Origin of the sequence: Fibrobacter intestinalis, from assembly GCF_900167415.1 — a bacterium.
Classification (GTDB): Bacteria; Fibrobacterota; Fibrobacteria; order Fibrobacterales; family Fibrobacteraceae; genus Hallerella; species Hallerella intestinalis.
Map to the genome: position 1 here is coordinate 21,239 of NZ_FUWU01000007.1, position 12,404 is coordinate 33,642.

The window sequence follows — 12,404 nt, forward strand, 5'->3', positions numbered from 1 at the left end:
GAAATGCATTTTCCCCTCTATCCTATAATTTGGAATTCACCGTCGCTGAAATCCATCGTACAGGGCTTTTCCGGTTGCACGTCACCGGCGAGAATCGCGTGGGAAAGTTTCCGTTCCACTTCCCTGTCCAAAAATCTCTGGATGGGACGCGCTCCAAATTCCGGGCTATACGACTTGTCGGCAATTTCCTGCAACGCGGCATCTGTCGCCGACACGATATAGCCTTCGCGAGCGGCCCGTTCGGCAAGATTCTTGAACTTGAGAGCGACAATCCGGCGAATTTCCTCTTTGCTCAGCGCCTTGAAAAGCAGAACTTCATCCAGACGGTTCAAAAATTCCGGGCGGAAGAATCCTTTCAGGCGAGGCATTACGTCGTCCATGGAGACCTCTCCGCTCTTGCCGAACAAGTCGGAACCCAGATTGGAAGTCATCAGGATTATCGTATTTTTGAAATTCACCGTGCGACCTTTGCCGTCCGTCAAGCGACCATCATCTAGCACCTGCAACAAAGCGTTGAATACATCCGGATGCGCCTTTTCCACTTCGTCGAGAAGCACCACGGAATACGGTTTCGTGCGAACCGCTTCGGTAAGCTGCCCACCTTCTTCGTAGCCGACATATCCCGGAGGCGCGCCTATCAAGCGGGAAACGGAATGCTTCTCCATGTATTCGCTCATGTCGATGCGGATAACGGCGCTTTCGCTGTCAAAAAGTTCTTCGGCAAGAGCTTTCGCCAGTTCCGTTTTACCGACGCCCGTAGGTCCCAGAAAGAGGAAGCTGCCCACCGGTGCATTCTCCCGAGAAAGTCCGCTACGGTTCCGCAAAATCGCTTCGGACACCGCAGACACAGCAGAATCCTGCCCGATGACTCGTTCATGCAGTCGTTTTTCCAAGTGGAGGAGCTTCGCCCTTTCCGTTTCGCGCAGACGCGTCACAGGGATTCCCGTCCAACGGCTGACCACCTGCGAAACCGTTTCTTCCGTCACTTCCTGCGTCAATTCACCATTTTCGGAATCCTGACGTGCCAACTTTTCCAATTCGCCGACGCGCTTTTCCAAATTCACAATCGTATTGTATTTGAGTTCCGCAGCACGCGCCAGATCGTAGCGGGATTCCGCCTGTTCCATTTCTTCGCGCGCCTTGTGCAATGCTTCCTTGGCATCTTTCAGTTCGTTGAACTTGGAGCGGCGTTCCTGCCATCTCGCCTGCATCGCCGAAACTGCGGCTGAGGTCGTTTTCAATTCCTCCCTCAACTCGGCCAGACGCTTTTTGCTTTTTTCGTCGCTTTCCTTGGCCAGAGCCTGTTCTTCGATTTTCAGCTGCAATTCCTTGCGTTGCAGGTTGTCCAAATCTTCCGGCACCGTATCCAGCTGCGTTTTCAGCATACTCGCGGCTTCGTCTATCAAGTCGATGGCCTTGTCCGGCAAAAATCGGTCGGCAATATAGCGTCCCGAAAGTTTTACCGCAGCAACCAAAGCGTCGTCATGGATTCGCACGCCGTGATGCGATTCAAAGCTTTCCTTGACACCGCGCAAAATCGAAATCGCTTCATCCTGAGTCGGCTCGAAAACGGACACCGGCTGGAAACGCCGTTCCAGAGCTGCATCCTTTTCAATGTAACGCCGATATTCCTGCGTCGTCGTCGCTCCAATGCAATGCAGTTCCCCACGAGCCAATTTGGGCTTGAGCATATTTCCCAAATCCATGCTGCCCTCGGTTTTTCCCGCCCCCACAATCGTGTGCAATTCGTCGATAAAGAGCAGCGTATTGCCATCTTCGTCCAAGGCGTTCAACACGCTTTTCAGGCGTTCTTCAAAATCGCCACGGTATTTGGCGCCTGCCATCAACGCAGACAAGTCCAAAGAAAAGAGCTTTTTGCCCTTGAGCGCATCGGGAACGTCGCCCTTGTGGATACGCATCGCCAATCCTTCGACAATCGCCGTTTTGCCGACGCCAGGTTCTCCGACAAGCACCGGATTATTTTTCGTCTTTCGAGAAAGAATCAAAATGACCCGACGGATTTCTTCTTCACGACCAATCACCGGATCGAGCTTGCCCTCTTCGGCGAGGGCGACCAGCTCCCTGCCGTACAATTTGAGCGGCGATTCCTCTTCGGCGACGGCGGCGGCACTCATCGGATCCGAAAGCCAGGTTTCCACCACTTCCGCACTGCCCAGCGCATCTTCAAAAATTTTCACCATGCGGCGATCTTGCGCAAAACGCATCAAGGCGATCAGCATATCGCTGGGGCTTGCGGGCTGCGAGTTCTTGCGACCTTCCTGAATGGCGGCACGAAGCACCCGAGAAAGATCGGCATCCGGCGTTCCCGCATCCGGATTGACTTCCACCAATTTCGGTACGGCATCCAAAAAAGAAGCGAGCTTTCCCCGCATTTCCTTGGTGTCCGCTTTTTTCGCTCGAAAAAGATTTTTCAGCCGGGCATCGGGGGACTCCAAAAGGCCGAACGCCAAATGGACCGTTCCCAAATACGAATGCGATTTCTTGTCCATCAGTTCCTGCGCTTTCGCCAGAATCTTTTTCGCATCGCTTGTAAATTCTTCCATATAAACCTCCCGGATCCTTGCGGATCCATTCTATTTTCTGCCGCCATTATGCAAAAGCCGTGCCACTTTGAAATCCGCACGAAAATGCGAAAATCCGGAGTCCGACGATTCCAACGTTTCATTCTGAAACATTTCTTTTCTTCTCTTGCGACTTTCATCGAAACGCAAGCACTTTTTATGGCAAAAAGACATTGCAGCCAGAGGAAATTTTCTAAATTGAAGCCGTCTAACTAACGGCGGATAAAAACGCCACAACTAAAACGAGGTAAAACAATGGCTGTTTCTTACAAGGAACTTGGTCTTGTCAATACGAAGGAAATGTTTGCGAAAGCCGTCAAGGGCGGCTACGCCATTCCGGCATTCAACTTCAACACGATGGAACAGATGCAGGCTATCGTTCAGGCCGCAGTCGAAACGAAGTCTCCCGTGATTATGCAGGTTTCCAAAGGCGCACGCAACTACGCCAACGGCACCATTCTCCGCTATATGGCTCAGGGTGCTGTCGAATACGCCAAGGAACTGGGCTGCGCCAATCCGCAAATCGTTCTTCACCTCGACCACGGTGATTCTTTCGAACTCTGCAAGGACTGCATCGACAACGGTTTCTCCTCTGTCATGATCGACGGTTCCGCTCTTCCGTACGAAGAAAACATCGCCCTCACCAAGAAGGTTGTGGAATACGCTCACGCTCATGACGTAACCGTCGAAGCGGAACTCGGCGTTCTCGCCGGTGTGGAAGACGAAGTCGCTTCCGAAGTTTCCCACTACACCAAGCCCGAAGAAGTGATTGACTTTGCAACCCGTACAGGCTGCGACTCTCTCGCTATCTCTATCGGAACTTCTCACGGTGCTTACAAGTTCAAGCCGGAACAGTGCACCCGCAACGCTCAGGGTAAGCTGGTTCCGCCACCTCTGGCTTTCGACGTGCTCCACGCTATTGAAAAGAAGCTTCCGGGCTTCCCGATCGTTCTCCACGGTTCTTCTTCCGTTCCGCAGGACGAAGTGGACACCATCAACGCTCACGGCGGTAAGCTCCCCGATGCCGTCGGCATTCCCGAAGAACAGCTCCGCGAAGCTTCCAAGTCCGCTGTTTGCAAAATCAACATCGACTCGGACAGCCGCCTTGCCATGACCGCCGCCATCCGCAAGTACTTCGACGAACATCCGGAACACTTCGATCCGCGTCAGTACCTGAAGCCGGCTCGCGAAAACATGAAGAAGATGTACATGCACAAGATTGTGGATGTGCTCGGTTCGAACAACCAGCTCTAATCTTCGCTCTTTAAAGAAAAGACCTGCCTTAGACAAGGTGGGTCTTTTTTTAAGGGAATATGGAGTTGGTGAGCCTGTCGAAGGGCACTCGCCGCTAGCCGCTAATCACTAATGGATCGAAAGCACACCAACCAAGCAAATCGAGTGAAATTTTATGTATAAGCTCCAAATAATGTTCCTTTCCTTCTTATTGTCCTGTCTGATTTTTCCAACATATTTTTTTATCTCCTGTTCGGATCCCGTCAATTCGGAAGAATCCGTCCAGTTTATCCAAAAGAATCTGAAAATTTCAATCGGAGAATGCCAAGAGACCCCTGTTGCAGAAAAAAGTTTCCTCACAGAAAATACTCAATCGGCTACCCGTTGCGTGTCCGTTGAGGCCTTTTGCGGCAAATGCAATGAAAAAACGTCCTGTACGATCACTCTTCCGCAAGTCTATGATGATTGCGATGTCACCGCCGATGTGCTTTATAAAATAGACGGAGATTCTCTAACCATTTCCTATGACAAAATCTATGGAGCAACAAATTGCGTTTGCGCATCGGATCATCGTTTTCAAATCCCTAGGGAATTCTTGGCAAAATATGTACACTTTCAAAATCGCTGCTATGTGATTAGCGGGATTTCTTGTTCTTCCATCTAAAAATTTCCTCCAACGGCCAGAATTACAAAGGCAGCAACGCATCCATATTATTTTGGCTGCGAATAAATTCCAGGAACGCTTCTTCGTTCAAAGGCTTTGAAAAATAAAATCCCTGGATTTTATTTGCTCCAGCTTCCAAAGCCCGCTCCAGCTGCTCGTGAGATTCGACACGTTTTAGCACCACATCGAATTGGAATTTGCGCATCAGCTGCATCCATTCGCTTGAGAAATTTTTCATATCCTTGCGCGTTTTTTTTTTTAAGATGGCGGCATCCAGTTTGAAGGTTTTAAAATCCTGATAAAGCATCTGAACCATATTCACGCCGCCTACGCCGGAATCGTCCAGAGAAAACGAAAAACCTTGCCGACAAAGCCTTTCATAATGCCTTTGCAGTTTTTCTTTTTCACGGAAAAGAAAAGCCGATTGGACTTCCAGATTGATCCTTTCCGCCGAAACTTCATTTTTTTCCAAAATGCGTTCAAAATTTTCCGCCATATCGTCCGCATAAAACTGGGACATGCACAAATTGACGTCTATTTTATGCAGTCCGAATTTTTGGGGTTGCGCCGAACGCCATAAACGACACACTTGATCCAGAACTATACATCCCATTTCATGAATCATGCCGTTCCGCTCTGCAACGGGAATGAACTCCGTCGGAGAAATGCTGCCGTAATTCGGATTGGACAAGCGAAGAAGTGCCTCGGCGCTATCAAACATTTCTGTTTTGGCATTCCATATCGGCTGATAGTAAACTTCAAAAGCTTTTTGGCGAATCGCCCAGTGCAAGATGCGCTCGATTTCCGTTTGTCGCTTGAATTTTTCCACATCTTCCGCATGATGCAAAGCAAAACCCGATTGGAAGGAATTGCAATCATCATCGCCAAGTTCCGCCAGCAATTCCGAACTCTGCATTTCATCGGGAACGCTCACGATATCGACACTCGTGGACATGGGCACGGAACTGGTTTCTAAAAAAGCGGAAGACTGGACGATTTCTTTGAAACAATCAGCAAAAGCAGCACACGCCTCTCGGCTCTCCATGGTAATAATCCCAATTTTATCCTGCCCAATACTATAAACCGTCCCCTGGATATTTTTATTGAGCCAAAGGACAATCGACCTGGTCGCTTTTTCCATTTCTTCATGCCCGATCATGCGCAAGAGCATCTTGTAATTCCGCAGCGTAATGACCATGACCCTATATTGGCGCTGCGTCCGGATGAGGCGTTCATTGTCCACAATAAATATGTGGCTGTTATAGCCCCCCGTAATCACGTCCGTCCGTGAACCCTCCATTTCTATCAACAGCATAATACCCAACAGGGCTAGCGATTCGCCGAAAAGTTCCACCTGAAGCCATGGGAAAAGAAGCTGCACGAAGGAACCGCCAAGAATGCAGGCGATGACAAAGCTGAGCGCAACCATATTGCTCTTGACCAAAATAAAGCGATAAATCCAGATTTCCCGGATGGCAAAAATGAAATAGCCGATTTCCAGCGCATAGATGAGAAGTTCCAAGGGGCCGCGGGTGTAAAGGATGTCGTCCTGGTAGAAAAAAATGAGCCCCGTCAGCGGATTTGTTAAAATAAAAAGTTCGACGAGCAGCGCCGGAGAAAGGAAAAGGACGATTTTTTTCAACGTCCGCATTTTGCCGCTATTATTGATTAAAACAACATAGAGAGCAAAAAGAGAAGCCAAAATGGAATGGAAAGCGAAGTAACTGGTCTGAAAAAATTCCTGCACGAGATGGGGAAAATTTTTCCCAGGCAAATTGAACGGTTTCAAGACGCTCGCCGCAGTAATCGAAAAGGAAGAGAACAGCAGACAGAAAAGCAGACATTCGAATACGCAACTGTGATCCCTTTGAGGAGTCTTGTTGCTATAGTAATAGACGAGACAATAGAGAAGAACCGCTATCGAGCAGATATAAAAGCAAAAATCCGGAGTCAGCATTTCCATAGAGTTCATTTCAAGAAGCCCCAAAAAGTCCTGTTTTCTGAAAAAATAATATAGATAAAAAACATTCCTCTGCGGAAATTGTATTTTTTCAAGCGGTTTGTCGCCATTCCGCCAAATGAAAATGGGCTTATCGCCTTAAAGGTATCCGTCATGAGAATTTCTAAAGAAGATGCATTGGACTTGTTCAAAAACGCGCCGCTCCCCCTCCTTTGCCAAAAAGCGAATGAAGAAAAAGAGAAACGCCACGGGAAAAACGTATTCTGGGTGAATAACCGCCAAATCAACTACACCAACGTCTGCGTTCTCCATTGTTCGTTCTGCTCTTTTTCCAAAATCAAAAAAAGCGATGCAAACGCCTACGACTGGAATCTTCAGGAAATCACGGAAAAAGCGCGGGATGCCGTGCGGGGAGGTGCCCGAGAGCTGCATATCGTAGGCGGTCTCCATCCCGACCATCCCTTTGAATACTACATCGAAATGCTCTCGTCCCTGCGAAAGGATTTTCCCGGCGTAAACCTGAAAGCCTTTACCGCCGTTGAAATCTGCCACTTCGCCAAACTTTCCGGGCGGCATGTCCGAGAGGTTCTCGCCGACTTGAAAAATGCCGGACTGGACGCCCTTCCCGGCGGCGGTGCCGAACTTTTGAGCGAAGAAATCCGGCACCGGATTTGCGGAAAAAAGGAAAGCGGCGCAGAATGGCTAGAAGTCCATCGGGAAGCGCACAAAATGGGCATTCCGACCAATGCGACTATGCTTTTCGGGCATATTGAAAGCATTGAAGACCGACTGGAGCACTTGGAATTGCTCCGAAACCTGCAAGACGAAGCCCCCGGATTTTTTGCGTTCATCCCCCTGGTCTATCATCCCGAAAAAAATGCACTTGGCATTCGGGTAAAAGAAAAAACTTCCGAAGAAGATATTTTGCGTACGATTGCCGTTTCGAGACTCTATCTGGACAATTTTCCCCATATCAAAGCGTATTGGATTCAAACCGGCATTTCGACGGCGATGAAAGCGCTACACGCCGGCGCTTCGGATTTGGACGGCACCATTATGGAAGAAAAAATCACCCATGCGGCGGGAGCGGAAACCGCTATCGGCATGAGTCCGGAAAGAATGCGCTCGCTGATTCGAGAAGAAGGGCTTGTTCCTGTGGAACGCGACGCCCTCTACGACGTCATTCAGTGATTCCGGAATTACAGGGAATAGCGAGAGGGGGCGTTCACCTTGATACGCCAAAGGAAAGCATCAAATAGCTATAAGCCATAAAAAAAACCGATCGAAGATTGCTCAATCGACCGGTTTCGTGAACTAAGAAGGGCTCGAACCTTCGACCCACGCCTTAAAAGGGCGTTGCTCTACCAACTGAGCTATTAGTCCAACGACCCAAATGTAATAAACATTTTGAATTTTGTAAATTATAACCATGTTTTTTTTTAAAAAAAGTTGGATTTTTTTTCTTTCTCTGCTCGTTTTGGCAGCAAATAGCACCGCCTACTTCAAAAAAAATGATTCCGGCGAAGAAGTTTTCTCCTTTTTGGGTTCTTTTAGCAGCGCCAGAAGTGCCGCTTTAGAAAATGCGAACGCAGCGATGCCATCTTCCAACCCCGGCGACGTTCTGCAAAATCCCGCACTCATCCTGCTATCACCGAATCAAAAAAACGCCGTGAGCTTTGCCTGGCAGACCGGAGAATTTGCAGACAATCAAGGATATCTCGCCTACGCCCGCCAAATCGGTAAAATGGTGGCGCTCGTCAGCTACGGCTGGATCCGCTACGGAGAAATCGATGGCTACGACAATATGGGCAATCCCACAGACAAGTCCTACAAGCCCCAAAGCTCCGTCGCCAGTCTTTCCCTCTCCCTTCCTCTTCCCCACTTCCAGTTCGGTTCTACCGTAAAATTCGCCTCCGACCTTTTATCCGACGAAGGAAACGACCAAACGGCGATGGCTTTTGCGTTCGACTGGGGCGTCCTGTGGCAGTCGTCCTCGCGAAAATTCGGTTTCGGACTGGCCGCCCGCAATTTCGGCAAGATGATTCGCGCCTATGTAGATGGCGGCGATACGGATTACGGGCTTGAAGAATCTTTCGACCTTTCAGCCTTTTACATTCCAGGGCTGCTTCCCCGTCTCTCACTGCACGCCAAAACGACATTTCCCCGCTATGCGGAACCCGCACTTTCCTTGGGTGGCGAATACGCTCTAGGTTCAAGCCTTTTTGTGCGGCTCGGATTTTCCCGCACCTGGCTGGATATTTCCCGCGATGTCAAAGAAATTTTTTCTTCGTCCGACCGCCCGGACGAGACCAACGATGCCAGACTTTTCAGTGCCGGACTTGGCTATACCGGCAGCCGATTCTCCCTCGACTACGCCTTTTCCTATTTAGCCCAAGACCTCGGAACAGAACACCGAATCGGACTCGGTTTAAAATTTTAATGCAAAAGCAATTTGACATCATCGTCCTCTCTAAGGAAAATTTTCAGCCGCCCATCGAAGACGACGCCTTGGGCTGGTTCTTTGCAGAAAATTTTTCGGAATCGCTTGCAGCCATTGATGCAGAATGGATTATCCTATGTCATGCCGACACCTGTATCACACGAGAATTTTTGAATCGGACGGCGGATGTCTGCGCCGAGTTTCCCTTTGCCGACGCCATCGCCCCTAGAATCTGCACAGCCGGAAATCCGGAGCCTTTTTCGTCGGGTCTCCTCATCGACAAGAAATTCAATCTTCAAGAAGAGTTTCGTCAAAATCCGCGGGCGGAAATTCGCCAAGTGGCCAGTCTTTCCCCGTTTTGCGGCATCTACTCGGCACGCCTTCTCCAAGCTCTCGGCGGATTCGATACCGATATCCAAACAGATCTAAAATTTTTCGATCTTGGACTGCGGGCGCTGCATCTAGGAGCAAACCTATTCGCCATGCCAAAGCTTTCCGTCGAAATTTCCCATCGCATCAATCCTGAGCCGACCGACAACAAAGAACTCGCCCGCATCTACTACAAAGATGCCGACATAATGCGCTTTCTCCGGTTCACCTTTTGGCACCCATCCACATTGAACGCCATCTGGGGAAAAAGAAAGGGACTCGACGAAAAATCTTTGAAAGTGACCGAGATTTCAAAACTTTCGTCCGAAAAATGGAAAAGCGTTTCCGCAGAACCACTTTGAACGAGCCCTATTTTTAAGGGAATTATATACGACCTTCCACCAAATGCGATCAATTAAAAATTTTTCAAAGTGTGAACATCTTTTTCGCAAAGTGGAACTTTTTTTTCAATACAGGAATTTCTTTTTCACAAGGAAAATTTCTTCTCGCAGGTTGCGAGATGCTTGCTTTCCCACGAGTCTTGGGAACTGTTCCCTTAGACGAATTGTCCCTTTCAGGGATACTTCAACTACGGAATCGGAGATTCCTAGTTTCAGGGATGCAAAGCCGTGGCAATTCTTGCTGGCACCTCGTCATTGCGAGGCGCGATAACGCCGTGGCAATCCTATCTACAAAAAAAAGGATTGCTTCACCCCTGCGGGGTTCGCAATGACGTAAAATCCCCAGCGAGAGTTTGGGCAAATGAAAAAACGCCCAAAAATCTCTAGGCAGCTCGTGGGCAAACGTAAAAACGCTCAAAAATCTCTAGGCAGCTCGTGGGCGAACGTAAAAACGCCCAAAAATCTCTAGGCAGCTCGTGGGCGAACGTAAAAACGCCCGAAAATCTCCAGCGGGCTTGTGGGCGAACGTAAAAACGCCCGAAAATCTCCAGCGGGCTTGTGGGCAAGCGTAAAAACGCCCAAAAATTGTCAGCGAGGTCGTGGGAAACCGGAAAAACGCCAAAACACAATGGCGGAGCAATCCTTGCCGGCATCCCGTCATTGCGAGATGCTCGCTTTCCCATGAGTCTTGGGAACTTGTTCCCTTAGACGAATTGTCCCTTCCAGGGATACTTCAACTACGGAATCGGAGATTCCTAGTTTCAGGGATGCAAAGCCGTGGCAATTCTTGCTGGCACCTCGTCATTGCGAGGAGCGTAGCGACGTGGCAATCTTGTCTGCGTGAAAAGGATTGCTTCTACACTTCGACTATAACTCCACTAAGTCAATAAATTGACAAGTTCGTATAACCCCTGCGGGGTTAGCAATGACGAAAAAATCCCCAGCGAGTTCGTGGGCAATCGGAAAAAACGCTAGGCACAATAGCTAAGCAATCCATGCGGTCCATTCGTCATTGCGAGGAGCAGAGCGACGAAACAATTGAAAAGGATTACTTCATCCCTCCGGGGTTCGCAATGACGGAAAAACGTTCGGCATAACAACTGTAGCCGTTTTCACGTGCATACAAGCCGAAACTTTTTGCTGTGGTCAAATTTTCACATAAAAACGAGCCATTTGGGCTTGGATGCGGAGCTTTTATGGAAAATTGCCGTTTGCGTAAACTTGTTGAAAATTTTAGGGATTTATATACGATCTTCCACCAAATACTCTCAATTAAAAATTTTTTCAAAGTGTGAACATCTTTTTCGCAAAGTGGAACGTTTTTTTTCAATACAGGAATTTCTTTTTCACAAGGAAAATTTCTTCTCGCAGACTGCGAGGTGTTTTGCATTCTGACTAGCCGTTTCTCCTATATTTCCAACTCCCCACTACCTCCTGATCACTAGTCGCTAACCATGGTTCGACAACCGGTTGCTGAGCCTGTCGAAGCACACCAACCAAGCAAATCGAGGTGGAATTTTATATATAAATCCCAAATTTTAACGGTCCAGAATAGAATAGAGAAAAGCGCTTAATTTATCGGCAACCGTTTTAAGGCTGTATTTTTCCAATAATTTCGCCACTTTCTCCCGGTCGTATTCGTACTTGCCCGAAAAGACTTCGTCCAAAACCGCCAAATAGCCATCCACGTTATCCGCCGGGGAGACCAGCGGGCAAACTCCTGCAAAAATTTCCTTTAATGCGGTCGTATCGGCGCAAACGACGGGCGTTCCGCAAGCAATCGCTTCCAAAGGAGGCAAACCAAAACCTTCAAAGAAAGAAGGCATGACAAATAAATCGGCATGGCGGTAGAATTCCCGAAGCATCGGTGCTGCCAGATTGGAAAAATGGAAAACATTATGCAAATCAAGCACTTCCATTTCCCGACGGATTCGGGATGTCATCTTTCCAATTCGTACAAACGCCACATTGGGACGTTTTTCCGCCATTTTCAAAAAAGTTCCAATGTTCTTCCTCGATTCGGGAAGGCTGACATTCAGCACCAGAGCACGAAATCCCCGAATCCCCAAATCCGCGCAAAAAGATTCCCGCTTGGCGCGATATATCATTCGGTCCGGCTGCAGATTGTAAAAAAGAGAATTGAGCGGAAGCCCGACCACGGCGTTCGGGCGACCGGCGATTTTATAATATTTTTCCGCTTCGCCCTTGGAATAATTGGAGTTGTAAACAAAGCCGTCCGCCTTTGCAGAAGGTGCGGCGTAAAGCCAGGAAATCAATTTATACTTGGGATTGAAAGGATAAAGAGTTTCGGCAAAAGTATCGTGAACGAGCACCACCGTCTTGGCGTTCGGGCAAGTTCTTTTGGCGACGGGAACCAAAAAACCGATCTCGGGGCGGATGAAAAAAACAATCGTCGGATTTGACTTTTGAAGAAACTCGGCAAAGGGCGCGCGAAATTTGTAGAATCCAGAAAGAAGGGAGTCCGCCCAAATCGATTCGCTTTTGATGCCGCGCTCTTCTGGAGAAATCCCGTTGTTTTCCGGAAAATACTTGGGCGTTTTAATCCATAAAATTAAAACATCAAAGTCGGCAAAGAGGGTTCGTTCCAAATCCAAAGCCAAACGCCCAAAACTGGTTCTCGTGTTTTTATCGCATACGATGACGATTTTCTTTTTTTGCACCATATAAGCAATTATACTATTTTCAAAAGCTTTTGCCCAACGGATTCTTCACACCGGCATTCCGTTTTCCCTAA

General features: G+C 48.4%; 8 protein-coding genes and 1 tRNA gene. 4 read left to right on the forward strand and 5 right to left on the reverse strand.

What is annotated here, in order from left to right:
* Window positions 1-17 precede the first annotated feature (17 nt).
* Complete coding sequence (locus B5D40_RS03155) at window positions 18-2,564, reverse strand: ATP-dependent Clp protease ATP-binding subunit (RefSeq protein ID WP_078775736.1); 2,547 nt, start codon at window positions 2,562-2,564, stop codon at window positions 18-20.
* Between the two features lie 273 nt (window positions 2,565-2,837).
* Between B5D40_RS03155 and B5D40_RS03160 the strand changes: the two genes are divergently transcribed.
* On the forward strand, window positions 2,838-3,836 hold the full coding sequence (locus B5D40_RS03160; RefSeq protein WP_073303418.1) for a class II fructose-bisphosphate aldolase: 999 nt from the start codon (window positions 2,838-2,840) through the stop codon (window positions 3,834-3,836).
* Between the two features lie 665 nt (window positions 3,837-4,501).
* Here the strand turns inward: B5D40_RS03160 and B5D40_RS03170 are convergent.
* Window positions 4,502-6,451, reverse strand: coding sequence for an EAL domain-containing protein (locus B5D40_RS03170; RefSeq protein WP_078775738.1), 1,950 nt, complete (start codon window positions 6,449-6,451; stop codon window positions 4,502-4,504).
* Between the two features lie 141 nt (window positions 6,452-6,592).
* Between B5D40_RS03170 and mqnE the strand changes: the two genes are divergently transcribed.
* Window positions 6,593-7,630 (forward strand): aminofutalosine synthase MqnE, encoded by a 1,038-nt coding sequence (gene mqnE, locus B5D40_RS03175; protein WP_073305106.1) that lies wholly within the window; start codon window positions 6,593-6,595, stop codon window positions 7,628-7,630.
* Between the two features lie 119 nt (window positions 7,631-7,749).
* Here the strand turns inward: mqnE and B5D40_RS03180 are convergent.
* A tRNA-Lys gene (locus B5D40_RS03180) sits at window positions 7,750-7,822 on the reverse strand.
* A gap of 46 nt (window positions 7,823-7,868) precedes the next feature.
* Here B5D40_RS03180 and B5D40_RS03185 point away from each other — a divergent pair.
* Together B5D40_RS03185 and B5D40_RS03190 are read left to right on the forward strand one after the other, a co-directional pair.
* Window positions 7,869-8,879, forward strand: a complete 1,011-nt coding sequence (locus B5D40_RS03185; protein ID WP_078775739.1) for a PorV/PorQ family protein — start codon at window positions 7,869-7,871, stop codon at window positions 8,877-8,879.
* The gene (locus B5D40_RS03190) at window positions 8,879-9,610 is read left to right on the forward strand and encodes a glycosyltransferase family 2 protein (RefSeq protein WP_078775740.1); all 732 of its coding nucleotides are present in this window, start codon (window positions 8,879-8,881) and stop codon (window positions 9,608-9,610) included. The genes B5D40_RS03185 and B5D40_RS03190 overlap by 1 nt, the downstream gene beginning before the upstream one ends.
* 1,087 nt (window positions 9,611-10,697) lie before the next feature.
* On the opposite strand, the gene B5D40_RS03195 is transcribed toward B5D40_RS03190, so the two are convergent.
* The gene (locus B5D40_RS03195; RefSeq protein ID WP_143394318.1) at window positions 10,698-11,039 is read right to left on the reverse strand and encodes a hypothetical protein; all 342 of its coding nucleotides are present in this window, start codon (window positions 11,037-11,039) and stop codon (window positions 10,698-10,700) included.
* A gap of 148 nt (window positions 11,040-11,187) precedes the next feature.
* Window positions 11,188-12,333, reverse strand: coding sequence for a glycosyltransferase (locus tag B5D40_RS03200; RefSeq protein ID WP_078775742.1), 1,146 nt, complete (start codon window positions 12,331-12,333; stop codon window positions 11,188-11,190).
* Window positions 12,334-12,404: the final 71 nt, after the last annotated feature.

Excerpts from the sequence above, each read along its gene's own strand:
- B5D40_RS03160 (WP_073303418.1), top strand. The coding sequence starts at position 2,838 with ATGGCTGTTTCTTACAAGGAACTTGGTCTTGTCAATACGAAGGAAATG.
- B5D40_RS03195 (WP_143394318.1), bottom strand. The coding sequence starts at position 11,039 with ATGCAAAACACCTCGCAGTCTGCGAGAAGAAATTTTCCTTGTGAAAAA.
- B5D40_RS03185 (WP_078775739.1), top strand. The coding sequence starts at position 7,869 with ATGTTTTTTTTTAAAAAAAGTTGGATTTTTTTTCTTTCTCTGCTCGTT.
- mqnE (WP_073305106.1), top strand. The coding sequence starts at position 6,593 with ATGAGAATTTCTAAAGAAGATGCATTGGACTTGTTCAAAAACGCGCCG.
- B5D40_RS03200 (WP_078775742.1), bottom strand. The coding sequence starts at position 12,333 with ATGGTGCAAAAAAAGAAAATCGTCATCGTATGCGATAAAAACACGAGA.
- B5D40_RS03155 (WP_078775736.1), bottom strand. The coding sequence starts at position 2,564 with ATGGAAGAATTTACAAGCGATGCGAAAAAGATTCTGGCGAAAGCGCAG.
- B5D40_RS03170 (WP_078775738.1), bottom strand. The coding sequence starts at position 6,451 with ATGAACTCTATGGAAATGCTGACTCCGGATTTTTGCTTTTATATCTGC.
- B5D40_RS03190 (WP_078775740.1), top strand. The coding sequence starts at position 8,879 with ATGCAAAAGCAATTTGACATCATCGTCCTCTCTAAGGAAAATTTTCAG.